A 23898-nucleotide genomic window follows, 5' to 3' on the forward strand; every position below is an offset into this window, starting at 1 on the left:
CGGTAGCCCCCGCCGCGCCGTGCGGCTCACTCGGCCAGCCTGGCCAGCTCCTCGTCGACGACCTTCGGGTCGAGCTTCTTGAACAGCGGCGACGGCGGCGCGAGCGGAGTGCCGGGCTTGATCGGCCGGTGCTCCCAGCGCGCCTCACCGTCGTAGTCGCCGGTGATGACGGGGTACGGCGTGCCGCCGTCCTCGTCGACCTCGCGGATCTCCGGCATGCCGGACCAGACGCCCTGGCCGCCCAGCATGGCATAGACCTTGTTGGACGAGCTGGGCAGGAACGGCGTCAGCAGCGTCTTGGCGTCGTCGACCACCTGCAGCGCGACGTGCAGGATCGACTTCTGCCGCTCGGGGTCGTCCTTGAGCTTCCACGGCTCCTGCTCGGCCAGGTATTTGTTGGCCTCGCGGACGACGTCGAACGCCTCGGTGATGGCGTTCTTGAAGCGCGAGCGGCTGAGCTCGGCGCCCACGGGCCCGAACGCGTTGCGCGAGCGCTCCAGCAGGGCGCGGTCGGCGTCGGTGAGCTGCCCGGCCTCGGGCACCGCGCCGAAGTTCTTCGCCGCCATGGAGATCGAGCGGTTGACGAGGTTGCCCCAGGCCGCGACCAGCTCGCCGTTGTTGCGGTTGACGAACTCCTGCCAGGTGAAGTCGGTGTCCTGGTTTTCCGGCCCGGCGACCGCGATGTAGTAGCGCAGGGCGTCGGCGTCGTAGCGCTCGAGGAAGTCACGGACGTAGATGACGACCTGGCGCGAGGAGGAGAACTTGCGGCCCTCCATGGTCAGGAACTCGCTGGAGACCACCTCGGACGGCACGTTGAGCGCGCCGAGCGAGCCGGGCGTGCCGTTGTGGTCGCCCTGGCCGTTGTAGCCGAACAGCATCGCCGGCCAGATCTCGGCGTGGAAGACGATGTTGTCCTTGCCCATGAAGTAGTAGCCGCGGGCGTCGGGATTCTGCCACCACTGACGCCAGGCGTCGGGGTCGCCGGAGCGCTTGGCCCACTCGATGGAGGCCGACAGGTAGCCGATGACCGCGTCGAACCACACGTACAGGCGCTTGTTGGGCTGGTCGCGCCAGCCGTCGAGCGGGATCGGCACGCCCCAGTCGAGGTCGCGGCTGATGGCCCGCGGCTGGAGGTCGCCGAGCAGGTTGAGCGCGAACTTCAGCACGTTGGGCCGCCACTCGCCCTGCTTGGACTGCAGGTAGGAGCCCAGCACCTCGGAGAAGGCCGGCAGGTCGAGCATGAAGTGCTCGGTCTCGACGAACGTCGGCGTCTCGCCGTTGATGCGGCTCTTGGGGTTGATGAGCTGGATCGGGTCGAGCTGGTTGCCGCAGTTGTCGCACTGGTCGCCGCGCGCGCCGTCGTAGCCGCAGATGGGGCAGGTGCCCTCGATGTAGCGGTCGGGCAGTGTGCGGCCGGTGGACGGCGAGATGGCCCCCATCGTGGTCTTGGGGACGATGTAGCCGTTGTCGTAGAGACCCTTGAAGATCTCCTGCGTGACGGCGTAGTGGTTCTTCGTCGTCGTCCTGGTGAACAGGTCGTAGGACAGCCCGAGCCCGGTCAGGTCTTCGGCGATGACGCGGTTGTAGCGGTCGGCGAGCTCCTTCGCCGTCACGCCTTCCTTGTCGGCCTGCACCTGGATCGGGGTGCCGTGCTCGTCGGTGCCGGACACCATCAGCACCTTGTTGCCCGCCATCCGCTGGTAACGGCTGAAGACGTCGGACGGCACGCCGAACCCGGACACGTGCCCGATGTGACGGGGGCCGTTGGCATAGGGCCAAGCAACGGCGGTCAAGATGTGCTGGGACATGGTTCCAAGCCTACGGGGTGGTTGGCGATCGTTTGTTCCGCGACTCCCCCTCCGCGGCGGCGCGCGTGCCGCGGGCGGTGAAACCCGCGGGGCACGCGCGCACCGGTGTGCGGACGGTTATCGCTTGGTGGTCGGCTCTTCGAGCGAGATGGCCGCGGCGGCCTCCTCGGCCGCGGCGGCGGCGTTGTCGATGGGCGTCTCGCGGGTGCGGCGGATGCCCAGGATGCTGATGAACAGCGCCGCGAAGATGGTCTGGAAGCTCATGATGAGCGCGGTCGCCGAGGGCACGACGAGGCGCAGCGACTCGCGCGGGTCGAGCTCGCCGAAGCTGCGCACCTGCCAGTGGACCAGCGACATGACCAGGCCGATGAGACCGGCGAGCGCGAGCAGGCCGCCGACGACGAGGCCCTTCTCCAGGCTCACCATGTCGATCAGCCTGCGGATGCGCGGCGACTCCGGCAGGAAGCCCTCCTCCGCCGCGTAGACCTTGGTGAAGACGGCGAACAGCGCCGCCTGGAAGCCGATCACCACCAGGGCCGATGTGCCGACCAGGGTGTCGACGTCGAAGGCGAGCTCGCCGATCTCGACCGGGCCGAACGTCAGCGCGGTGCCGGCCACCAGGCCGATCATCATCATCAGCACGCCGGGGTAGAAGAACAGCCACTTGGGGCTGTAGAGCAGCAGGAAGCGCAGGTGGCGCCAGCCGTCGCGCCAGGAGCGCAGGTGCGGCGGGCGGGAGCGGCCGTCGGGCGAGAGCGTGGTGGGCACCTCGCGTACGTCGAGGCCGGCCAGCGTGGAGCGGACCACCATCTCCGAGGCGAACTCCATGCCTCCGGTCTGGAGCTGCAGCTTCAGGATGGAGTCGCGGCGGAAGCCGCGCAGCCCGCAGTGGAAGTCGCCGATCTTGGAGGGGAAGAACAGCCGCCCGATGAACGACAGCACCGGGTTGCCGAGGTAGCGGTGCAGCGGAGGCATGGCGCCGGGGGCGATGCCGCCCTTGAAGCGGTTGCCCATCACCAGGTCGGCACCGTCGCGAAGCTGCTCGACGAACGGCATCAGCGCGGTGAAGTCGTAGGAGTCGTCGGCATCGCCCATGATGACGTATTTGCCGCGAGCCGCCCTGATGCCGCCCATAAGGGCGTTTCCGTAGCCCTTCTCATCGACATGGACAACACGGGCACCGGCGTCGCGGGCGAGCTGCTGAGAGCCGTCCGTGCTGCCGTTGTCGGCGATCAGCACCTCGCCCTCGATGCCGTGCTCCTCCATGCACGCCAGGGCCTTGCGCACACAGACTTCCACGGTCTCCGCCTCGTTGAGGCAGGGCATGACCACCGTCAGTTCCACGTGTCTACCCTTCAGTTAAGGCTCTTCCCAGTGAACCATGATGCCCTGAACGTAACGGTGGTCGGGCACGGACGCCGAAACGGCTGGCATTCTTTACAACATGGTGAGCGTCGCGGAGATTACCCCTGTGGACCACTCCGCCCCTGGTCGGGCAGCACGTGCGCTGTCCATGTTGCGCAGGCATCGGGTGTTCGCCGCGGCCTTCGGCGCCGGTGCCGTGCTGCGGCTCATCACCATGCTCGGCTACGGGCCGGCGATGTGGTTCAACGACTCGTACGAGTACGTCTCGGTGGCGCTGCACCCGCGCCCGCACCCCATCAGGCCCGACGGCTACAGCTTCTGGCTGATGCTGCTGAAGCCGTTTCACAGCTTCACCCTGGTGGTCTTCACCCAGCACCTCATGGGACTGGCCACGGCCTGCCTGATCTACGCGCTGCTGCGGATCAAGTTCCGGCTGCCGAAGTGGGGGGCCACGCTGGCGGCCGCGCCGGTGCTGTTCGACGCGTACCAGATCCAGCTCGAACAGCTCATCATGTCCGACACGCAGTTCACCCTGCTGGTCGTGGGCGTGATCACGCTGGTGCTGTGGAAACGCCGGCTGTCGTGGAAGGCGGGCGTGGTCGTCGGCCTGCTCCTGGCGCTCACCTGGCTGACCCGTTCCATCGGCCTGCCGATCCTGGCGCTGGTGGTGCTCTACCTGCTGGTCAAGCGGACGGGGTGGCGGCCGATCACGGCGGTGGTGACGGCGTGCGCGGTGCCCGTCATGGCGTACATGGGGTGGTTCGCCGCCGTCCACGGAAAATTCGCCATGACCAACAGCGACGGGCTGATCCTTTACATGCGCACGGCGATCTTCGCCGACTGCAACAAGATGGACATCGACAAGTACAAAGAGGTCCAGCTTCTGCTGCTGTGCATCAACGACCCGGTCAGCCAGCGCAAAGACTACGCGCAGTGGTATCTGTGGGGTCAGGGCAACGGCGACGGCACCGGCACCGGCGAGGTGCTGCACCGGTGGGGCGCCAACAAGAAGTGGAGCGAGATCACCAACGAGGCGGCCAGCGCGTTCGCCACGCGGGCGATCCTGTCGCAGCCGGGCGACTATCTGAAGGTGGTGGCGCGCGACTTCTTCCGCTCGTTCCACTGGGGCAGGCCGCGCTTCCCGGACGAGTCGACGTACAACATGTACCAGTTCAAGCCGTACGTCGAGATCGACGGCAACGGCCAGCCGAAGCGGCTGCCGAAGTGGGCCTCCTACGCGGGCGGCCGCACCGACACCGACGCGTTCGCCTACGAGCAGGGCCCGCCGGAGACCCGCATCGTGCACCCGTGGGCCGACATCATGAGCGGCTACCAGAAGGTGTTCTACCTGCGCGGCATCATGCTCGGCGGCATCCTGCTCATCGGCCTGTACGGCGTGGTCGTGCGCTGGCGCAAGTTCGGCGGCCCGGTGGTGCTGCCGTGGCTGGGCGCGATGGGCCTGCTGCTCGCGCCGGCGGCGACGGCCGAGTTCGACTACCGCTACGTGCTGCCCGCCGTCCCGCTGGCCTGCATCGCCGCGGCGATCACGCTGCGCCGGGGTGTCACGTGGCCGAGGTGGTCGAAGTGGTCACCCAGGAGGACAGCAGCATCCGAGCCCAGTACTGTGCGTGCGTGATGGCCTCGGCGCTCAGCACGGGCGACAGCCACCAGAAGTTGACGAGCACGATGAGCGCGAACGCGCCGACGACCGCGGCCCCGACGGCCCGTCTCGTGGGCGTGGCCGTGCGTTTGCCGAGCACGAGCCCGGCCATGAGCGTTACGGCCAGCACCATGAACGGCAGCACGGGCGCCATGTAGAACAGGTACATCGTGCGGTTGTCGGCGACCGCGTAGTAGAACCACGGCAGCCAGCCGGCGGCGTAGGCGAGCAGCACGGCCCCGGCCCGCCAGTCGCGGGTGGCGACGTACCACGCGATGAGGCCGATGAGGGCGATGGCCGAGCCGTACCAGAGCGCGGGGGTGCCGACGCCGATCACGGCCTGCGAGCACTCGGCGGCGCCGCAGCCGCCCTTGTCGCCCTCGTAGTAGAAGGCGACGGGCCGCAGCAGCAGCGGCCACGTCCACGGCTCCGACATGTACGGGTGCGGCGTCTGCAGGTTGCTGTGGAAGCCGAGGACCTCCATGTGATAGTGCAGCCACGAGCGGGCCGAGTCGACGACGAAGAACACCGGGTTGCCCGAGGTGGCCTGGTCCCAGTTGCGCCCCCAGCCGCGTGAGGTGGCGAACCAGCCGGTCCACGAGGCCACGTACGTCAGGGCGGGCGCGAGCGCGAAGGCCCCGAGCGCGCTCGGCGCGTCGTAGGCGAAAGCCCCGCGATAGGGCTCGCGCGCCCCCGTCGCCCGCCTGGCACCGGCGTCCCACATGAGCGACAGCACGGCGAAGGCCAGCAGGAAGAAGATCCCCGACCACTTGACCGCGCAGGCGGCGCCCAGGCACACCCCGGCCGCGATCCGCCACGGCCGCCACCCGAGCCGGGGCCCGCGCAGCAGCTCCGGCGCGTACCGGCCGGCCAGCCGCGTCCGCGCGTGATCGCGGTCGGCCACCAGGCAGGCGAACCCGGCCAGCACCCAGAACATCAGGAAGACGTCGAGCAGCGCCGTGCGCGAGAGCACGAAGTGCAGGCCGTCCAGCGCCAGCAGCAACCCGGCCAGGCAGCCCAGCAGCGTGGAACGGGTCATCCTGCGCGCCACCCTGGCCAGGATCAGGATGGACAGCGTGCCGGCCAGGGCCGCCGCGAAGCGCCAGCCGAACGGGTTCATGCCGAACAGCCATTCGCCGACGGCGATCATCCACTTGCCGAGCGGTGGATGCGCCACGAAGGACGCGCAGTCCTCGGGCTGGGCGCACTGGCGGAAGATGTCGAGGTCGCCGGCGAGCAGCCGCCGGTCGGCGATGGGGTCCTTGGCGTCGCCGAGCATGCTGCGCTCCACGCCCTCGACCAGCAGCGAGTAGGCGTCCTTGGCGTAGTAGGTCTCGTCGAAGACGACGGCTCTCGGCTCGCCGAGCCCGATGAAGCGGAGCAGGCCGCCGAAGACGGCGACCGCGAGCGGCCCCAGCCAGCCGGCGAGCGCGCCCTCCTGGAACGGCGGGACCAGCCGGCGCGGTGATAACCCCTGATGACGCACCCTGCGCACCCTAGTCTGCGCACCCTGACCTTGCGCACCCTGACCTTGCGCACCCTGACCTTGCGCACCCTGGCCTTGCCCGCCCTGGCCTTGCCCGCCCTAGGAGGCGGGACTCCCCCTGTGCACCAGGTCGTACAGCTCACGTTTGGGCATGCCCGCCTCCTTGGCCACGCCGGCGATGGCGGCGTTGCGCTTCTCGCCCTCCGCGACCCTGCGCTCCACCTCCGCGACCAGCTCGGCGGGGTCGCGCTCGACCTCGCCCGGCACGTGGCCGGCGACCACGATCGTGATCTCGCCCTTGACGCCGCCCTCCGCCCACGCGGCCAGCTCGCCGAGCCCGCCCCTGCGGACCTCCTCGTACGTCTTGGTCAGCTCCCGGCACACGGCGGCCCTGCGGCCGGGCCCGAACGCCTCGGCCATCGCCGCAAGGCTGCTCGCGAGCCGGTGCGGCGCCTCGAAGAAGACCATCGTGCGCTCCTCGGTGGCCAGCCCGGCCAGCCTGCGAGCCCGGTCACCCGGCTTGCGCGGCGGGAAGCCCTCGAAGCAGAACCGGTCGCTGGCCAGGCCGGACACCGCGAGCGCGGTGGTGACGGCGCTCGGACCAGGCAGCGCGGTGACCGGCACGCCCGCCTCGACGGCCAGGCTGGTGAGGCGGTAGCCCGGGTCGGACACTCCCGGCATGCCGGCGTCGGTGATCACCACGACCGTGCGGCCCTGCTTGAGCGTCTCGATCAGCTCCTGCGCGCGGCCCGCCTCGTTCTGGTCGTAGTAGGACACAACCCGGCCGGTCAGCTCGACCCCGAGGTCGGCCGCGAGCCTGCGCAGCCGCCGGGTGTCCTCGGCCGCGATGACGTCGGCGCTCGCCAGCGTCTCGCGCAGCCGCGGGGAGACGTCGCCCACCTGACCGATGGGCGCTCCTGCCAGCACCAACCTGCCGTTTCCTGTCACCCGACCATTGTGACAGGGCATCCCAATTAGACCGTGTTTCTTGGGTAACCACCGCTCTGGGGCCCGTACGATGTCCGAATGGCGGTGACCGATTCTCCGTACCAGGGATACGAGCACATGAAGGACGCAGACCCTTCCCCCGCTCGTTCCGTACGTGATCGTCTCGTGCCTCCCATGCGCGGCAGCGTGCTGTGGGGCTGGATCGGCCCGCTGTTGGTGACGCTCTTCGGCGGGATCCTGCGCTTCATGCAGCTCGGCCATCCCAATGCCGTGGTGTTCGACGAGACGTACTACATGAAGGACGCCTACTCGCTGATCACCCACGGCGTCGAGCATGTCACGATCAAGAAGGCCGACGAGGCCGTCATGGCGGGCAACACCGACATCTTCCAGTCGTGCGCCCCGCAGGAGCTGGAGAAGTGCGCCTCGTACGTGGTGCACCCGCCGCTCGGCAAGTGGATGATCGGCGCCGGCGAGTGGATCTTCGGGCTCAACCCGTTCGGCTGGCGCTTCGCCGCCGCGCTGATCGGCACGCTGTCGATCCTCGTCCTGGCCAGGGTGGCGCGCAGGATGACCCGCTCGACGCTGCTCGGCTGCTTCGCGGGCCTGCTGCTGGCGCTCGACGGCCTGCACTTCGTGCTCTCGCGCACGGCGCTGCTCGACATCTTCCTGATGTTCTGGGTGCTCGCCGCGTTCGCCTGCCTCGTGGTCGATCGCGACCAGGCGCGGGAACGCCTGGCCACCTGGTACGAGCAGTCGCCGATCACCGCGCAGGGACCGTCGCTCGGCATCAGGTGGTGGCGGATCGCGGCCGGGGTGTGCCTGGCCTTCGCGATGTCGGTCAAGTGGTCGGGGCTGGCGTTCCTGGTGGCGTTCGCCGCCATGTCGCTCGCGTGGGACTACGGCGCCCGCCGCGCGCTCGGGCTGCGTCAGCCGTACGTGGGGGCGTTCAACAAGGACGTGCCGCAGGCGACGCTGGCGTTCGGCCTGGTGCCGTTCGTGACGTACATGCTGACCTGGATCGGCTGGTTCGCCACCGACTCCGGCTACGGCCGCAACTGGGACCAGGCCACCTCGACCGGCAACCCGCTGTTCTTCCTGGTCGACTCCATGCGGTCGTGGATCCAGTACCAGTGGCAGGTCTTCACCTTCCACAGCGGCCTGCAGACGCCGCACAACTACATGTCGGAGCCGTGGTCGTGGCCGCTGCTGCTGCGTCCCGTCGCCTTCTACTACGAGGGCAAGAAGGGCGGTTGCGGCGCCGGCAACTGCTCGGAGGCGGTGCTCGGCGTGGGCACGCCGGTGATCTGGTTCGGCGCGGTGGCCGCGCTGGTGGCCCTCATCGCCTGGTACGTCTCCTCGCGCGACTGGCGGGCCGGGGCGGTGCTGCTGAGCTACGCGATGGGCTGGCTGCCGTGGTTCTACTTCGCCATCGCCGACAACCGGACGATGTTCCTGTTCTACGCCATCCCCATGGTGCCGTTCATGGTGCTGGCGATCACGCTGTGCGCGGGGCTGATCATCGGGCCCGCGACGCCGACGGCGACCGGGGCCATGCCGACGCGGCGCACCGTCGGGGCCGCCGTGGTCGGCGCCTTCGCGCTGCTCGCCCTGATCAACTTCTGGTGGCTGCAACCTGTGCTGACGGGCGAGCTCATCACCTACACGGAGTGGAAGGCGCGCATGCTCTTCGAGAATCGGTGGATATGATCATCTTACAGTCGGCTCGATAGGGATTTCTTAGGTAGTCGCTGTGCAAGACCCAATACGCACTGGTTTCGGTCATCGTCAGGCCCGGGGTCGATACGGCAAACTTCGAGGCATGAGTGCACCGGATGTCACCGCCCTTCTCGCCGAGTTGGAGCGATCTCAACCGGATATGGCCGAGGAGGCCAGGACCGCCGTCGAGTGGCTGACGGGCGGGGAGCCTCTGGAGTCGGTGACCCAGCTCGACGTCTGCGAGTTCCTCTGGTACACGTTGCCGCTCAAGGTCGGCCCGCAGGGAGGCGACCACGAGCGGCTGGCACGCTCGCTGGGGCAGCTGCTCCGGCTCGGCGGCATGGACCGTTACGCCGATCTGTGCGTGTCGCCCACCACGATGCAGATCCTGCGCACCTACGCCACCGAGGGCGAGGAGGCCGGCACCAGCGCCTATCAGCAGGCTCTCGAGGCCACGGGCGTGCTCCCGCCCGACGTGCCCGAGCTGCAGTGGAGCATGATCATGGGGCCGGAGGAGCTGGGCGCCCACATCGCCTGCTCCGCCGCGCTCGAGCTGGCCATCGTGGCCGGCGAAGACGTCGACCGCACGGCGCTGACCCGGCGCTGGCTCACCGAGCCGCGCGCCGAGCTGGGCGGCGACAGCTGGCTCAACCGCGTGCACGGCGAGCGGCTCAACCGCTGGGTGCTGGGGCGCGGCCCGGCCAGGCGGGAGCTGGCGCAGCCGTTCGAGGTGCGGCTGCACGCTCCCGTCGCGCCGCAGCCGCTGCCGGCCCTGCACCGGCTGCTGTCGGTGGCCGCGTCCGGCGAGACGCTGCCGCTGCGGCTCGCGCCGTCGCCCGAGGCGCTGCGGCTGCGCGATCTGGCCGAGCGCGAGCTGGGCGCGATCCGCCGCGACGGCGCCAAGCTCACGATCACCGACTACGGGCTGCGGCTGCTGCGCTCGAAGTCGGCCATGTGGACGGCGGTCACCCGGCTGCTGCTGGCCAGGGGCGAGCACGAGTTCGAGGTGTCGGCCAGGGAGGCCGCGCTGATGTTGCTCGCCGACGGCACGCTGATGTCGCCGGCCAAGCTCATCGAGCGGGTGGCCGAGGTGGTCGGCGGCGAGGGCTGGCACCCCTCGACCGGCGTCGACGACGTCAGGGGTCCGGTGACGGACCTGGTGGCACAGCTCACGGCGCTGGGGCTGGCGTTCAGCGACGAGCTGGCGGTGCGGATGGACCGTCCAGGCCAGCTCGCGGCGCTGGCGGCACTGCGGGCCCACGCGCTGCGGCCGAGGAAATACGTCAGCTCCGGGTGACGGCCCGACACCCCAGGCATACGGGCGAATACTCCCGGTAGTTACGATTGTCGGGAAATGCCCTATGTCGGAGGGGGACCGTCATGGAGCTGTTCCCGGCCATGCCGCTGGCGGAATGGACCGAGGCCAAGGAGACCTTTCACAGGTTCGCGCAGATCGTGGGGAAGATCAGGCTGGCATCGAGCAACCGGCGCAACCACTGGTGGCAGGTGCCGTTCCACCTGACCGGCCGCGGGCTCACCACCCGGCCCATGGGCGGGCTCGGCGAGCAGCCGCTGTTCTGCGTCGACTTCGACCTCGTACGCCACCGCCTGGTGATCGACGTCTCCGACGGCCGCAGCGCCGAGTTCAGCCTGATCGGGCGGAGCGTGGCCTCCTTCTACCAGCGGCTCTTCGACACCCTGGCCGGGCTGGGCATCCGGCCGGAGATCCGGCCGGTGCCGTTCGACCTGGGCGACGACACGCCGTTCGCCGAGGACACGCTGCACGCCCGCTACGACCCGGCGCTCATCAACCGCTACTGGCGGATCCTGTCGCAGGTCGCGCAGCTCCTCGACCGGTTCGCCGCCGAGTTCGCCGGCAAGACCAGCCCGGTGCACCACTTCTGGCACACCTTCGACATCGCGGTGACCAGGTTCACCGGGCGGGTCGTCAAGGTCTCGCCCGAGGCCGACCCGGTCACGCGGGAGGCCTATAGCTGGGAGGTGATCAGCTCGGGATTCTGGTTCGGCGACAAGGAGCGCCCCTGGCCGGCGTTCTACTCCTACACCGCGCCGGAGCCCGAGGGGCTGGCCCGCGAGCCGCTGCGGCCCGCCAGGGCCGAGTGGATCCCGGCGCGCGGCAGCCACCTGGCGGTCCTGCGGTATGACGACGTACGGGTCATGGACGACCCCGTGGGAACCGTGCTGGAGTTCCTGGAGAGCGCCTACCAGGCGGGCGCCCGGCTGACCGGGCTCGACACGGCGGCGCTGGCCTCCCCCGGCGGCGTCACCGACCCCTACCACGAGCCGGAGGCCTGAACACACGTGAGCGCCCGCCCTCCGAGGAGGGCGGGCGCCCGACGTATGCGTACCGGTGTGCAGGTCGCCTCTCGGCGAAAGGCACAACGCGGCTCCAGCCGAACGGTATTCCGCGAAGGCAATAGGTGAGGCCCGGGGACACTGGACACACCGGCCACGCTGTATGTAACCACACCCGGGGCTCCTCCATTCCCTGGCACGCCGGAAGATTTCAGAAGTCCACCTCGACAGACCCTGACATAGCGGTCTTTTCCCGCCGGACATTCCTGCGCCGGGAGCCTCGCCGCCCGGCCGCGCAGGCAGCGCTGCCGGGGGCGGGCGCGCAAGGCGTCGGAGCGGGAGGCGCGTACCGGACAGCATCCCCCGAATTTTCTTCGAGATGTGGCGTCGGGCACTATCGAAGGCGTGCCATACGCGACGACACCCGACGGGGTGAAGCTGTCCTACCAGGTCCGCGGCCATGGTCAGCCGCTCGTGCTGCTCCAAGGTCAGGCCAACGAGCATCGCTGGTGGGACTCCGTACGCGACGACTTCGACGCCGCGTACACGACGATCACGCTCGACTGGCGCGGCACCGGCGCAAGCGACAAGCCGGACGAGCCCTACACCACGCGCGGGTTCGCCGCCGACGTGGTGTCCGTGCTCGACGACGCCGGCGTGGAACGCGCCCACGTGTACGGCACCTCGATGGGCGGGCGGGTCGCCCAGTGGCTGGCCGCCGACCACCCCGGCAGGGTCGGGGCGCTGGTGCTCGGCTGTACTTCGCCCGGCGGCGCCCACGGCGTCGAGCGCGGCAACGAGGTCCGCAGATCGCTCGCCCAGCGCGACCGCGCCGCCGCCGAGCGGGCCCTCCTTGAGCTCATGTACACCCCCGCCTGGCTGGCCGAGCATCCCGGCCCGTACCATACGACCGGCGACCCCGGCATGCCCGCCCACGCCCGCCGCCGCCACCTGGCCGCCAGCGCCGAGCACGACGCCTGGGACGCACTCCCCCGCATCACCGCGCCCACCCTCGTCGTCCACGGCACCGACGACGTCTTCAACCCGGCCGCCAACGCGCCGCTGATCGCCGAGCGCATCCCCGGCGCCGAGCTGCGGCTCATCGAGGGCGCGCGGCACGCGTACTTCGAGGAGTTCCGGCACGTCGCGAGCCCGATGGTGCTGGAGTTCCTGGCCCGGCACCCGCTCAGTTGAGCGCAAATGATTCGACAGCCGCGGCCCGGCGTTGCTAGGTTGCGGCACGTGAACAGCCCCGAAGCGTCAAGACGCCGGCCACCGGTCGTCCGGTGGCTGCTCCGCATCGCCCCCTCCAGGTGAGGGGCCGCTCCGGCATGGGGTGATCTCCCCGTCTCGCGACGTCGGGCTCGCCTGAGCCTCGCTCATCGAGCCGTGCTCACCGAGCCTCGTTTCCGAGCCGGATTCCGCGCACGAGCACGAGCGCGAGCGCGAGCGCGAGTACGCGTACAGCCTTCCGGACCACCGGCGACACAGGTCCTCGCCCAGGGCGCTCCCCTGGGCCGTCCACCGCGCGCCGGGAGCCGGGCTCCCGCGCGCCCTGCCTGTGCCGATCCACGATCGGGGTCGCGGAGTTTCTCATGCCTTTCGTCATCTACCTGCTCGGGCTGGCGGTCTTCGCCCAGGGAACGTCCGAGTTCATGCTGGCCGGGCTGGTGCCCGGCATCGCCCGCGAGCTGGGCGTGTCCATTCCCGCCGCCGGGCTGCTCACCTCGGCCTTCGCCGCCGGGATGGTGGCGGGGGCGCCGCTCGCGGCGGCGCTGAGCCTGCGCTGGTCCAGAAGGACCGCGCTGCTGTCCTTCCTGATCGCGTTCCTGCTGGCCCACGTGGTCGGCGCGGTCACCACCGATTACGCGGTGCTGCTCGGCACGCGCGTGGTGGCGGCGCTGGCCAACGCCGGGTTCCTGGCGGTGGCCATGGCCACCGCGGTCGCGCTCGCCCCGCCGCACGCCAAGGGGCGGGCCACGTCGATCCTGCTCAGCGGGGTCACGATCGCCTGCGTGGCGGGAGTGCCCGGCGGCGCCGCGCTCGGCGGGCTGTGGGGGTGGCGCTCGGCCTTCTGGGCCGTCGCGCTGGCGCTGGTGCCGGCGATCGTCGCGGTGCTGCGGTCGGTGCCGGGCGGCGCTCCCGGCGGCACCGTACGCGGTGAGGCGCGGGCCCTGCGCCGGCCCCGCCTGCTGCTGCTCCTGCTGCTGGCCGCGCTGGTGAACGGGGCCACGTTCAGCACGTTCACCTACCTCGCGCCGCTGCTCACCGGCGTCACCGGGATCGGCCAGGCGTGGCTGCCCGGCTTGCTCGCGCTGTTCGGGCTCGGCTCGTTCGCCGGGGTGACGATCAGCGGGCGGCTCGCCGACACGCGTCCCATGGCGCTGCTGGTGCCCGGCGGGCTCGCGCTGGGCGCGGGATGGGCGGTCTTCGGCCTGGTGGCCGGGGCGCCGTGGCCGGCGGTGGCGCTGGTCTTCGTCCAGGGGACGCTGTCGTTCGCGGTCGGCTCGACGCTCATCTCCCAGGTCCTGTACGCCGCCACCGGCGCGCCCACGCTGGCCGGGGGCTTCGCCACGGCGGCGCTCAACGTCGGCGCGGTGCTCGGCCCCTGGATGGGCGGCCTGGCGATGGACGCGGGGCTCGGCTTCCGCGCGCCGCTGTGGGTGAGCGCCGGGCTGGTGGCGCTGGCGCTGCTCATCGCCGCCGCCACCCGCCCGTTCCTCAGCCGGCCGCGAACCCAGGTGCCGACCCACCTGCCCGCCCGGGCAGAGTGAGGATCATGCAAGAGGCACCGCACGGTGGCCGTCGTCATCAGGGAAGGCCGCAAGGACCCTCCCGACATCACCGAGGTCGCCCACACCGAGGCGGCGCCCGACATGTCGGGCTGGCCGGGCGCGGGGACGCCGCGCTGATCGACCGCTACTTCACGCTGGGGCCGCCGCTCTGACGGGGGTCAGCGGGGCGTGAAGCGCTCGATGGCGGCGTCCACCGCCTGCTTGAACGCCCCGCTACCGGTGTGTCCCGCGTCCCCGATGACGGTCAGCTCGGCGTCCGGCCAGACCTGGACCAGCTCCCAGGCCGTCTGGACCGGGCTGCTCAGGTCGAGGCGGCCGTGGATGAGCGCGCCGGGGATGCCGGCCAGCCGGTGGGCGTTGCGCAGCAGCACGCCCTCCTCAAGCCAGGCGCCGTTGGCGAAGTAGTGCGAGCAGATCCTGGTCAGGGCCATCACGTCGCGCGGCGGGCGGCCGCTGTAGGCGCCGGGCGCGCCGTTGACCTCCATCGAGATCACGGCGTCTTCCCAGGTGACCCAGTCGATGGCGGCGCGCTCGCGGACCTTCGGGTCGGGGTCGTTGAGCAGCCGCGCGTAGGCGCTCACGAGGTCGCCGTCGCGGTCCTCCGGCGGCACGCCCTGCCGGAACCGCTCCCACGCCTCAGGGAAGAAGCGGCCGACGCCCCGGTAGAGCCAGTCGGTCTCGGAGCGGCGGGTCATGGTGACGCCGGTGATGATGATCTCCGAGACGCGCTCGGGATAGGTCTCGGCGTACGCGAGGATCAGCGTCGATCCCCACGAACCCCCGTACAGCAGCCACTTGTCGATGCCGAGGTGCTCGCGCAGCCGCTCCATGTCGGCGATGAGGTGGTGGGTGGTGTTGTTGGTCAGGTCGGTGTCGTGGTCGGCGGCGTGCGGCAGGCTGCGGCCACAGTTGCGCTGGTCGAACAGGACCGTACGGAACAGCTCAGGGTCGAACCTGCGGCGCGCGCCGGTCGAGCACCCCGATCCGGGCCCGCCGTGCACGACCAGCACGGGCTTGCCGTCCGGGTTGCCGCAGGTCTCCCAGTAGATGCGGTTGCCGTCGCCGGTGTCGAGCAGGCCGTGGTCGTACGGCTCGATCGGGGGATGCAAGGGAGGCTCCTTTCTCTGGTTTCGGGAACGTCCGAATATATCGGTACGGCGATGTCCCCGATCACCGGTAAAGAGGGCTAGATCCAACTATGGAGTAATCGAACCGCCACTAAGGGTAATGATCGCAACGAATAGCCGATCATCACTCTTGGGGAGCAACATGTACAGGCAGGCTATCGCCGTGCTGACCGCCACGTCCGCCGCGCTGCTCGCGCCCGCCGCGACGGCGCACGCGGAGGACGACCCGGCCGTCACCCGCGCACAGTGCAGCGACATCGACGGCGTCAAGGTCAACGTGTCGCCGCCACCGCCGCTGAGCGGGACCGTGACCACCGACGACGTCCGGGGCCTCATGGAGTCGATCGTCGCCGGCACCTCGCTCGCGGGCTTCTTCGCGCCGGGCGACGCGATCGAGTCCGCTACCGCCGGCGAGATCGAATCCGCTGCCGCCGGCGAGGCCGTGCCGCTGTCCGCAGCCGGGCCGACGCCGCTGCCGCCGGTCCCCTCGCCCAGCCTGCCGCCGCTGCCGTTCCCCACACCCACCGCCACGCCGTCACCGACCGTGACCCCGCCGCCGGCGCTGAGCCCTGCGGCGGCCGGAGAGCCCGCCACGCCCTCCTCACGTGTGGAATCCATGCTGGAAGCGCTCGTCGACCGGGCCATCGCCTGCGCCCGCAGCGCGCTGCTCCAGGGCGCGCAGCCGCGTACGCAGGGAGCCTCGCCGCGTACGGCGGAGCCCGAGGCCCGCACGCAGGAGACCGAAGTCTCGCCCGTCACCCAGTACTTCGAGGCGCTCGTCACCACCAAGCCGATCTGCCCCGCCACCACCAGGCCCGCTTCCGCGCAGACGTCGGACACCCTGTTCGACGTGATCGGCGTGCCGCGCCTGGTCGACACGGTGCTCGCCAGCCCGCTGTTCTGCGTCCAGCCGGACCAGGTGTCGCAGTCGTCCACCACCGTGTCGGTCCTGGACTCGCTCGGCATCATCCGCGTGTTCGACGAGCTGCTGGCGCTCTGAGCCGGAGGGACTGCCACGTTCGACATCTCTCCCTATGGTGGGGAAATGGAGACCATCGACACCGACCGGCTCACCCTCGTGCCCCTGCTGCCCGAGCACGCCGGCGAGATGGCCGGCGTGCTCTCCGATCCGGCGCTGCACGAGTTCACCGGCGGCTCCCCGCTGACCGCGCTCGAGCTGCGCGCCCGCTACGCGCGGCTGGCCGCGGGTCCGGCCGGCTGGCGCAACTGGGTGCTGCGGCTGCGCGCGGAGGACCGGCTGGTCGGTTACGTGCAGGCGACCGTCGAGGGCCGTACGGCCGAGGTCGCCTGGGTGGTCGGCACCCCGTGGCAGGGCCGCGGCCTGGCCAAGGAGGCCGCCGTAGCGCTGGTCGGGCGGCTCCTTGACGAGGTGGACACGGTGATCGCGCACATCCACCCCGAGCACGCCGCCTCCCAGGCGGTCGCCGCCGCAGCCGGGCTGCGTCCGAGCGGGCGAATGCAGGACGGCGAGATCCGCTGGGAGTTGCAGAACGGGTCTTGAGCCGGTGGCGGCCGGTGGTTTTAATACGCGCGAACCACGCCCCACCCGTTCCCCGCTCAGATGAGGAGTCTCCGTGACCGTCTCCGCAGGTCAAGCCCACTCTCCCAGCGTCGGCGCAGCTGTGTTAGCGCTACCACGTCGCCGTACCACCGCATGAAACTTTCTTTTCGCCCCTTGGGAAAGCGCTTACCACGAGCAAAGGACACCACCATGCGCTTAAGCCTGGCCGCCGCGGCCGCCGTACTCGCCCTGACCGCCACCGCCACCACCGCACCCGCACCCGTGCACGCCGCCTCCGCCAAGCAGATGGAGGACCTCGACCGGGGGCTGATCAGCGTACGCTCCGGGTCCGGCAACCTGGTCTCCTGGCGGCTGCTCGGCACCGACCCCGACGGCGTCACGTTCAACCTCTACCGCGGCTCCACCCGGATCGCCTCCGGGCTGAGCGGCGGCACCAACTACCTCGACAACGGCGCCCCCGCCGACGCCTCCTACACCGTGCGGGCCGTCGTCGGCGGCACCGAGCAGCCCGCCTCACCCGCCTCGATCCGCTTCACCGGCGGCTCCTACCTCGACGTACCGATCCAGCCGCCGTCCGGCGGCACCACCCCCGACGGCGTCTCCTACACCTACAGCGCCAACGACGCCTCCGTCGGCGACCTCGACGGCGACGGCCGGTACGAGATCGTGCTCAAGTGGGACCCGTCCAACGCCAAGGACAACTCCCAGTCCGGCTACACCGGCAACGTCTTCATCGACGCCTACCGCCTCGACGGCACCCGCCTGTGGCGTATCGACCTGGGCCGCAACATCCGCGCCGGCGCCCACTACACCCAGTTCCAGGTCTACGACTACGACGGCGACGGCAAGGCCGAGGTCGCCATGAAGACCGCCGACGGCACCAGGGACGGCCGCGGCACCGTCATCGGCAACGCGAGCGCCGACTACCGCAACTCCAGCGGCTACATCCTGTCCGGCCCCGAGTACCTCACCATGTTCAACGGCGAGACCGGCGCCGCGATGTCCACCGTCGACTACGACCCGCCGCGCGGCAACGTCTCCTCCTGGGGCGACAACTACGGCAACCGGGTGGACCGGTTCCTCGCCGGGACCGCGTACCTGGACGGCGCGCGCCCGTCGCTGATCATGGCGCGCGGCTACTACACCCGCAGCGTCATCGCCGCCTGGGACTTCCGCAACGGCTCGCTCACCAAGCGCTGGACGTTCGACAGCAACAACTCCGGCTCCCAGTACGCCGGCCAGGGCAGCCACAGCCTGTCCGTCGGCGACATCGACCAGGACGGCCGCGACGAGATCGTGTACGGCGCCATGGCCGTGGACGACAACGGCGCCGGCATGTGGTCCACCCGCACCGGCCACGGCGACGCCCAGCACCTCGGCGACTTCGACCCGGCCAGGTCCGGCCTGGAGTACTTCAAGGTCAGCGAGTCCACCTCGCAGCCCGGCTCACTCTACATCGACCCGCGCAACGGCCAGATCCTGTGGTCCACCTCGTCCGGCTCCGACAACGGGCGCGGCGTCGCGGGCGACATCTCGACGGTCAGGGTGGCCAGTGAATTCTGGTCGGCCGCCGACGGCAACCTGCGCAGCGTCACCGGCAACAACGCCGGCCGCAAGCCGTCCTCGATCAACTTCCTCATCTGGTGGGACGGCGACCCCGTACGCGAGCTGCTCGACCAGACCCACGTCGACAAGTACGGCACCGACGGCGACACCCGCCTGCTGACCGCCTCCGGCGTCCACTCCAACAACGGCACCAAGGCCACCCCGTCGCTGTCGGCCGACATCCTCGGCGACTGGCGCGAGGAGGTCATCTGGCCCACCTCCGACAACCGCGCCCTGCGCATCTACTCCACCCCCACGCCCACGGACCGGCGCATCTACACGCTGATGCACGACCCGCTCTACCGCGTCTCCGTGGCCTGGCAGAACACCGCGTACAACCAGCCTCCGCACACCGGCTTCTTCCTCGGCGACCGCATGCCCACCCCGCCCCGCCCCGACATCTACGTCCGCTGACTCTCTAACGGGTGGCATGACTCTCTAACGGGTGGCACCGGCGCGTACCGGTGCCACCCTCAGCCGTCTCAGGCGAGGAGCAGGACGCCGAGTGCGGCCAGGGAGGTCACGCGGGGGCGGATGCCCAGGAAGAAGACCACGGCCACACCTCGAGGGCGGGCCATTTTGTCGGTCCCGTACGCCATGATCGGCCTCCGACAGACCCCGTACACCTCTCAAGGAGCGCTCATGACCACCGCCCACGGACCAGGCTGGCACGGCGTCGACTGGCAGGACCTCGCCCTCGTCCGATCCCGTCTCGACGCGGGCGCCGATCCGGAGCAGGGAGTGTTCTCCTTCGAACGTCCCCTTCACATGGCGGCCGAGGACGGTTCGCCCGAAGTGGTCGCCGAGCTGGCCCGGCGCGTCGGCGACGTCGACGCCGAACACGAAGGCCGCACCGCGTTATGGACGGCCGTCTTCCACGACCGCCCCGACAACGCCCGCGCCCTCGTCGCCGCGGGGGCGGACCCGTTACGTCCGATGATGAACGGCTGGTCCCCCGCGCGGCTCGCCCTGATCACCCGCACCCCTGACCTGTTCGGGCCGACAGGCCTCTCACTGACCCCCGCCGAGACCGCCGCCATCGCGGAGGCGCGGTGGCTCCTCGACACGCTGGAGCCGCAGCTCGACGACGGAGCCAGCATCGCCTGCGTGGGCGGCATCACCGCCGCTGAGGCGGTCCGGCGCCTGGGCCTCGAGCCGGCCGACATCGACCTGGAGGAGGTCTGGGAAGACCCCTGGGCCGAGGAGTACGAATACCTCGTCCGCCTCTCCGACGTGCCGGGCGGCTGCGTCGTCGTCCAGCCGTGGGGCTACCACGCCTCCGACCCGGACGTCATCGAGCGCCTGTCGGCCGGCACCGTCTGCTACGCCATGTTCGCCAACCCCAAGAGCGGCGACCAGGGTGCCGTGGCCCGCGACGGCAGCGTCGTCGCCTGGGACACACATCCAGGCGGCGGCTATGTCGAGCCGGAATCCTCGGCCGAGGAGATCCTCGCGACCTACCTCTACCAGGGCGCACCGGTGCCCTACTGCTACGCGGGAGCGGGCCTTCGCCCTGCCGACGCCGACTCCCTCACCGCCGAGACCGCCGAGTGGTACGCGTTCCCAGAAGACTGACGGCCCCGGTGCGTCTGCCCGCGTAGGGGCCGGGTGGCGGGCCCGGCCCCGGCCCTGGGTCGGCCGTGTTCCGGCGCTCCTCGGCGGTAGTCGTTCTCCTCCAGTTCGATGACCCAGGCGCGGCGTTCGGCGATCTTGCCGTCTCGCATGACGAACACCTCCGCGTTCGACATGCGCATCTCGCCGCCCGACGCGCGCCGCACCGTCCCCCTGAGCTCCGTCATGACGACGTCGCCCTGCTCGACCACGCGCACCACCTCCAGGTGGGGCGGGTCGATGAACTCGGGCGGGCCGTCGATGGCCTTGTCGTAGGCGTCCTTGCCGGTCAGGTGGAAGTGGCCGAAGTCCGCTCCTTGGCGTTCGGTATGAGTCATGGAAAGGTCGGAGCGGTCCGGGCGTTCTCGACATCCCTGGACGAGAATGGCGATCAACGGCTCGGCCGTCGGGAGGAGCGGTGCGGATCTGGTTACTCGCGCGGGAGCACAGAGCCATGATGATCGTGCTCCTCGTGCTGACGTCCAGCGCGTGCCTGCTCGTCGCGGGCCTGCCCAGGGCCTTGCAGGCGTCGTACGACGAGGCGCTGCACCGCAAGCTGACCGCCGCGCCCGCCGAGCTGGCCGACCTGACAGTGGCCCAGGAGGTCCGGGCCCGCGAGCACGACCTGCACGAACGCCGCGAGTTCGCCGCCCGCGACCGCCTCTGGCGCGAGGCCCTGCCCGCGCCGCTGCGCCGGCTGGTGTCCGGCGGCCACATGAGCGCCAAGACGCACCTCACGCCGATCACCGGCACGAGCGGCCACGCCTACCTGAACCTGGGCTGGCTCTCCGACGCCGACCGGCGCGTGACCTGGGTCGCGGGGCGGCCGCCCGGCGCGCCGTCGGCGATGCGGTACGAGGGCCGCACGATCCCCGTGTTCGAGGTGGGGGTCGTCGAGGAGGCCCTGAAGGAGATGGACCTGCGACTGGGCCAGACGAAGGTCATCGGTGAGAGCGACTGCGCCGCCGCGAAGATCGTCGGCGTCTTCCGCGCCAGGGACCCCGGCGACCGCTACTGGTCGCACAATGTGGACGTCCTGCGCGTACGGAGCCTGCGCCCGCTGGAGAAGCACGTCACCGCGCTGATCTCCGACGCCGGGCTGAGCGCGCTGAGCGGCGATGGACGCTTCCTGACCTACCGCTGGGTCCTGCCGGTGAACGCGGAGGCCGCCGCCGCGTCGGCCGTGACCGACATGCGGACGGCGGTCGCCGGCTTCGGCCGCGCCGTGGGCCTGCGGTCGAATGGGCTGGTCCATCTCCAGACCGGCCTGCCCAAGCTGCTGCGCGACTTCCTCGCCGCGCTGTCCACCGCGCAGACCGTGATGTACCTGGTGCTCGGCGGCCTCCTCGCGGTCGCGGCGGGCGTGATCGTGCTGGCCGTCCACCTCCTGGCCGAGCGGCTCGAAGGCACGCTGGCGCTGGTGCGGGCGCGAGGCGGCGCGCTGCGGCAGGTGGTCGCCGTGCCCGCCGCGCTGACGGGGATCGCGGTGGTGCCCGCCGCCGCGGCCGGGTACGCGCTGTCCTTCCTCGTGCCGGGCCCCGTGCCGCCGATCGTGCACGCCGGGCCGCCGCTCGTGGTGCTCGCGGCCATCGGGTACGCCGCACTGCGCCCGGCGTTCGTACACCGCCTGCCGCTGCGCGAACGGCGTGACGACCTGGTCGCCGCCCGCCCGACCGCCCGGCGCGTGACGCTGGAGGTGCTGGTCGTGGTGCTGGCGCTGGCGGGGGCGTACCTGCTGCGGGCCCGCGGGCTGGGCGAGGCCACGGGGCAGGATCCGTTCCTGCTGGTGATGCCGGTCGCGCTGACGGTGGCGGTGGCGCTGGTCCTGCTGCGCTGCTACCCGTATCCGCTGCGGCTGGCCGTCCGGTTGGTCGCGCGGAGCCGGGCGGCGGTGCCGTTCCTGGGGCTGACCAGGGCGGCGAGGGCGCGTCCCGCCGGGGTGCTGCCGGTGCTGATCCTGCTGCCCGCGCTGGGGGTGTCGGTGTTCGCGGCGGTGGTCTCCGACGATGTCGCCCGTACGCAGTGGCTGGCGTCCTGGCAGCGCACCGGCGCACCCATCAAGATCACCTCTGACATCGAGATCCCCCAGGACGCGATCGAGCGCGTCCGTACAACCCCAGGGGTGCGTGAGGTGGTGCTCGCGCAGACCGGCGAGGTGCAGATCGGGTACGGCGGCGAGCGTGCCCAGGCCATCGCCGTGGACGTCGCCCAGTGGCGGCGCATCCTGCACGACGCCCCGGTCGGACTGCCCGCCCTGACCGACGGGGTGCTCGTCTCACCGGCCCTCCGGGGCCGGGACACGCTGGAGATCGGCTGGCAGTCCCGGCTGAAGCTGCCCGTGCGCGGCGTCGTCGAGTCCGTGCCCGGCTTCTTCGACGAGGGCCGTTCCCTGGTCGTGCCCATCGGCGTGCAGCTCCGTCCCGCCGTGAACACGCTGCTCATCGACGGGAACGCCGCTCTGTCCGAGCTGGCCCGCCTGGTCCCTTCGGGCACCGTCACGTCCCAGGACTCGGAGCTGGCCGCCATCAGGGACGATCCGCTGACGAGCGCGGTCCGCCGGTCGTTCGTGGTGGTGACGGCCGCGCTGGCGGCGTACGTGCTGATCGCCGTCGTCCTGGCGCTGCTCGTCGGCGCGCCGGAGCGGGCCAGGGCGGTGTCGTTCCTGCGCACGCTGGGGCTGTCGGACCGGCAGGCGCGGCGGCTGACCGTGCTGGAGGTCCTGCCCGTGGTGCTCGTCACCGCCGTGGCCGGGCTGGGGCTGGGCGTGCTGCTGCCGTACGTGCTGGGGCCAGCGGTCGACCTGTCGCCGTACGCGGGAGACCTGCCGGTCGATCTCGGCGGTTAGACGACGAGCGTCGCGGCGGCGGGGACGAGGTAGAGGACCGGGAAGATCACGGTCTTGTGCGACCGGGCCCGCAGCACGGTCATCACGGCCCCGATGAAGTACACCACCAGACCGATCCCGGCCGGCACGCCGATCACGTCGAGCCCTCCCAGCCGATCGGGCTCGGCGATGACGTCGATGCCCGTGATGAGACCGTCCTCGATCGCGAACGTGAGCGGCCACCCGCAGCCGCCCCTGAGGAGCCATGACCAGCCCGGCCTGGCCGCCGATGAGCGCGACGCCGGTGAACCAGGCCCGCCGCATCGCCGCCATCGCGCCCTTGGCGACCGGCTCCGACCCCTGGACGGTGACCGGCGCGGCGGCGGCGCCCCTGCCCCTGACCCGCCGCCGCGCGCGGCTCGCGAGCTGCCGGGTCGCCTCGGGCGCCGGATGACCGCTATGTCCCGGTGCTGCCGTCGATGTGCTCGCGCAGCATGTCGGCGTGACCGTTGTGGCGGGCGTACTCGCCGTTCATGTGGACGTACGCCCAGCGCAGGCACATCGGCCCCCAGCGCGGGCTGTCGAAGATCGCATCCAGCGAGAGTCCCGCGACGGCCTTGCGCGCGGCCTCCTGCTCGGCGACCAGCGCGGCCAGGTCCTCCTCCGCACGCGCGGGATCGGCCTCGTCGAAGGCCGCGTCCGGCTTCTCGGGGCTGCTGTAGAGGCTGGGTATCGGCTCGCCCGCGAAGCGGCGGCGGAACCAGGTGCGCTCGACGTCGGTGAGGTGGCGTACGAGGCCGAGCAGGGACAGCTTGGACGGCGGCAGCGCCCGCTCGGCAAGCTGCTCCGCGGTGAGCCCGGCGCACTTGTGCAGCAGCGTGCCGCGATGCCAGTCGAGGAACCCTTCCAGCATCGCGCGCTCGCCGGCGACGAAGGGCTCGTCGGCACGGGTGACAGGAGGAGCGGTCCAGACCATGAGACCAATCTTACGGCGTCTCTAAATTTAGAGTTACTCTAAGCTTGAGTGCCCCAGGCTTGAGGAGGTTAGCCATGGACGACGTGCGCGCGGCGCAGGCCCGCGTCGATAAGGC

20 protein-coding genes are annotated in these 23898 nt (G+C 70.9%); 12 read left to right on the forward strand and 8 right to left on the reverse strand.

Features of this window, described 5'->3' with window-relative positions:
* Positions 1–26 precede the first annotated feature (26 nt).
* Together metG and ACFMQL_RS09660 are read right to left on the reverse strand one after the other, a co-directional pair.
* Complete coding sequence (gene metG, locus ACFMQL_RS09655; RefSeq protein ID WP_364069571.1) at positions 27–1808, reverse strand: methionine--tRNA ligase; 1782 nt, start codon at positions 1806–1808, stop codon at positions 27–29.
* A gap of 117 nt (positions 1809–1925) precedes the next feature.
* Positions 1926–3152 (reverse strand): glycosyltransferase family 2 protein, encoded by a 1227-nt coding sequence (locus tag ACFMQL_RS09660; protein WP_364069569.1) that lies wholly within the window; start codon positions 3150–3152, stop codon positions 1926–1928.
* A gap of 169 nt (positions 3153–3321) precedes the next feature.
* On the opposite strand from ACFMQL_RS09660, the gene ACFMQL_RS09665 reads away from it, so the two are divergent.
* Positions 3322–4809, forward strand: a complete 1488-nt coding sequence (locus tag ACFMQL_RS09665) for a hypothetical protein (protein WP_364069567.1) — start codon at positions 3322–3324, stop codon at positions 4807–4809.
* Here the strand turns inward: ACFMQL_RS09665 and ACFMQL_RS09670 are convergent.
* Both ACFMQL_RS09670 and rsmI read right to left on the reverse strand, forming a co-directional pair.
* Positions 4736–6319 carry a dolichyl-phosphate-mannose--protein mannosyltransferase gene (locus ACFMQL_RS09670; protein WP_378785293.1) on the reverse strand — a complete coding sequence of 528 codons (1584 nt, stop codon included), beginning with the start codon at positions 6317–6319 and terminating at the stop codon, positions 4736–4738. The two genes, ACFMQL_RS09665 and ACFMQL_RS09670, sit on opposite strands and share 74 nt — an antisense overlap.
* Before the next feature lie 99 nt (positions 6320–6418).
* Positions 6419–7267 (reverse strand): 16S rRNA (cytidine(1402)-2'-O)-methyltransferase, encoded by an 849-nt coding sequence (rsmI, locus tag ACFMQL_RS09675; RefSeq protein WP_364069563.1) that lies wholly within the window; start codon positions 7265–7267, stop codon positions 6419–6421.
* A 174-nt stretch (positions 7268–7441) separates the two neighbouring features.
* Between rsmI and ACFMQL_RS09680 the strand changes: the two genes are divergently transcribed.
* The 5 genes from ACFMQL_RS09680 to ACFMQL_RS09700 all read left to right on the forward strand — a co-directional run bounded on the left by ACFMQL_RS09680 (position 7442) and on the right by ACFMQL_RS09700 (position 14076).
* Entirely contained in the window at positions 7442–8977 is a 1536-nt protein-coding gene (locus ACFMQL_RS09680) for a dolichyl-phosphate-mannose--protein mannosyltransferase (protein WP_378785294.1), read from the forward strand.
* A 112-nt stretch (positions 8978–9089) separates the two neighbouring features.
* Positions 9090–10283 (forward strand): hypothetical protein, encoded by a 1194-nt coding sequence (locus tag ACFMQL_RS09685; protein WP_364069559.1) that lies wholly within the window; start codon positions 9090–9092, stop codon positions 10281–10283.
* Between the two features lie 83 nt (positions 10284–10366).
* On the forward strand, positions 10367–11302 hold the full coding sequence (locus ACFMQL_RS09690) for a DUF5996 family protein (RefSeq protein ID WP_364069557.1): 936 nt from the start codon (positions 10367–10369) through the stop codon (positions 11300–11302).
* 405 nt (positions 11303–11707) lie between these two features.
* Positions 11708–12496, forward strand: coding sequence for an alpha/beta fold hydrolase (locus tag ACFMQL_RS09695; RefSeq protein ID WP_364069555.1), 789 nt, complete (start codon positions 11708–11710; stop codon positions 12494–12496).
* 401 nt (positions 12497–12897) lie between these two features.
* Positions 12898–14076 carry a Cmx/CmrA family chloramphenicol efflux MFS transporter gene (locus ACFMQL_RS09700; RefSeq protein WP_364069553.1) on the forward strand — a complete coding sequence of 393 codons (1179 nt, stop codon included), beginning with the start codon at positions 12898–12900 and terminating at the stop codon, positions 14074–14076.
* Positions 14077–14255: 179 nt separating this feature from the next.
* Here the strand turns inward: ACFMQL_RS09700 and pip are convergent, their stop codons facing one another.
* On the reverse strand, positions 14256–15206 hold the full coding sequence (gene pip / locus ACFMQL_RS09705) for a prolyl aminopeptidase (protein WP_364069552.1): 951 nt from the start codon (positions 15204–15206) through the stop codon (positions 14256–14258).
* A gap of 160 nt (positions 15207–15366) precedes the next feature.
* Here pip and ACFMQL_RS09710 point away from each other — a divergent pair, with 160 nt between their 5' ends.
* The 4 genes from ACFMQL_RS09710 to ACFMQL_RS09725 all read left to right on the forward strand — a co-directional run bounded on the left by ACFMQL_RS09710 (position 15367) and on the right by ACFMQL_RS09725 (position 19947).
* Positions 15367–16224 (forward strand): hypothetical protein, encoded by an 858-nt coding sequence (locus ACFMQL_RS09710; RefSeq protein WP_378785298.1) that lies wholly within the window; start codon positions 15367–15369, stop codon positions 16222–16224.
* A 45-nt stretch (positions 16225–16269) separates the two neighbouring features.
* A complete protein-coding gene (locus ACFMQL_RS09715; protein ID WP_364069548.1) occupies positions 16270–16746 on the forward strand; it encodes a GNAT family N-acetyltransferase in 477 nt (158 codons plus the stop codon).
* Positions 16747–16956: 210 nt separating this feature from the next.
* On the forward strand, positions 16957–18786 hold the full coding sequence (locus ACFMQL_RS09720; RefSeq protein ID WP_378785301.1) for a rhamnogalacturonan lyase: 1830 nt from the start codon (positions 16957–16959) through the stop codon (positions 18784–18786).
* A gap of 228 nt (positions 18787–19014) precedes the next feature.
* On the forward strand, positions 19015–19947 hold the full coding sequence (locus ACFMQL_RS09725) for an ankyrin repeat domain-containing protein (protein WP_378785302.1): 933 nt from the start codon (positions 19015–19017) through the stop codon (positions 19945–19947).
* Here ACFMQL_RS09725 and ACFMQL_RS09730 read toward each other — a convergent pair.
* Positions 19863–20321 (reverse strand): nuclear transport factor 2 family protein, encoded by a 459-nt coding sequence (locus ACFMQL_RS09730; protein WP_378785304.1) that lies wholly within the window; start codon positions 20319–20321, stop codon positions 19863–19865. The genes ACFMQL_RS09725 and ACFMQL_RS09730 overlap by 85 nt on opposite strands.
* A gap of 80 nt (positions 20322–20401) precedes the next feature.
* Here ACFMQL_RS09730 and ACFMQL_RS09735 point away from each other — a divergent pair, with 80 nt between their 5' ends.
* Positions 20402–22828, forward strand: coding sequence for an FtsX-like permease family protein (locus ACFMQL_RS09735; protein ID WP_378785306.1), 2427 nt, complete (start codon positions 20402–20404; stop codon positions 22826–22828).
* Here the strand turns inward: ACFMQL_RS09735 and ACFMQL_RS09740 are convergent.
* Positions 22825–22965 carry a DoxX family protein gene (locus ACFMQL_RS09740; RefSeq protein WP_378785308.1) on the reverse strand — a complete coding sequence of 47 codons (141 nt, stop codon included), beginning with the start codon at positions 22963–22965 and terminating at the stop codon, positions 22825–22827. The two genes, ACFMQL_RS09735 and ACFMQL_RS09740, sit on opposite strands and share 4 nt — an antisense overlap.
* A 107-nt stretch (positions 22966–23072) precedes the next feature.
* Between ACFMQL_RS09740 and ACFMQL_RS09745 the strand changes: the two genes are divergently transcribed.
* The gene (locus ACFMQL_RS09745) at positions 23073–23261 is read left to right on the forward strand and encodes a hypothetical protein (RefSeq protein WP_378785310.1); all 189 of its coding nucleotides are present in this window, start codon (positions 23073–23075) and stop codon (positions 23259–23261) included.
* A 3-nt stretch (positions 23262–23264) separates the two neighbouring features.
* On the opposite strand, the gene ACFMQL_RS09750 is transcribed toward ACFMQL_RS09745, so the two are convergent.
* Positions 23265–23783: a DinB family protein gene (locus ACFMQL_RS09750; RefSeq protein ID WP_378785312.1), complete on the reverse strand. Its 519-nt coding sequence runs from the start codon at positions 23781–23783 to the stop codon at positions 23265–23267.
* Between the last annotated feature and the right edge of the window lie 115 nt (positions 23784–23898).

This window comes from Nonomuraea fastidiosa, assembly GCF_042751225.1.
Lineage (GTDB): Bacteria > Actinomycetota > Actinomycetes > Streptosporangiales > Streptosporangiaceae > Nonomuraea > Nonomuraea fastidiosa.

Bases quoted from the DNA above. Each gene is read 5' to 3' on its own strand.
- metG (WP_364069571.1), bottom strand. From the start codon at position 1,808: ATGTCCCAGCACATCTTGACCGCCGTTGCTTGGCCCTATGCCAACGGC.
- ACFMQL_RS09665 (WP_364069567.1), top strand. From the start codon at position 3,322: ATGTTGCGCAGGCATCGGGTGTTCGCCGCGGCCTTCGGCGCCGGTGCC.
- ACFMQL_RS09680 (WP_378785294.1), top strand. From the start codon at position 7,442: ATGCGCGGCAGCGTGCTGTGGGGCTGGATCGGCCCGCTGTTGGTGACG.
- ACFMQL_RS09685 (WP_364069559.1), top strand. From the start codon at position 9,090: ATGAGTGCACCGGATGTCACCGCCCTTCTCGCCGAGTTGGAGCGATCT.
- ACFMQL_RS09690 (WP_364069557.1), top strand. From the start codon at position 10,367: ATGGAGCTGTTCCCGGCCATGCCGCTGGCGGAATGGACCGAGGCCAAG.
- ACFMQL_RS09700 (WP_364069553.1), top strand. From the start codon at position 12,898: ATGCCTTTCGTCATCTACCTGCTCGGGCTGGCGGTCTTCGCCCAGGGA.
- ACFMQL_RS09710 (WP_378785298.1), top strand. From the start codon at position 15,367: ATGTACAGGCAGGCTATCGCCGTGCTGACCGCCACGTCCGCCGCGCTG.
- ACFMQL_RS09715 (WP_364069548.1), top strand. From the start codon at position 16,270: ATGGAGACCATCGACACCGACCGGCTCACCCTCGTGCCCCTGCTGCCC.
- ACFMQL_RS09720 (WP_378785301.1), top strand. From the start codon at position 16,957: ATGCGCTTAAGCCTGGCCGCCGCGGCCGCCGTACTCGCCCTGACCGCC.
- ACFMQL_RS09725 (WP_378785302.1), top strand. From the start codon at position 19,015: ATGACCACCGCCCACGGACCAGGCTGGCACGGCGTCGACTGGCAGGAC.
- ACFMQL_RS09730 (WP_378785304.1), bottom strand. From the start codon at position 20,321: ATGACTCATACCGAACGCCAAGGAGCGGACTTCGGCCACTTCCACCTG.
- ACFMQL_RS09745 (WP_378785310.1), top strand. From the start codon at position 23,073: ATGACCAGCCCGGCCTGGCCGCCGATGAGCGCGACGCCGGTGAACCAG.
- ACFMQL_RS09750 (WP_378785312.1), bottom strand. From the start codon at position 23,783: ATGGTCTGGACCGCTCCTCCTGTCACCCGTGCCGACGAGCCCTTCGTC.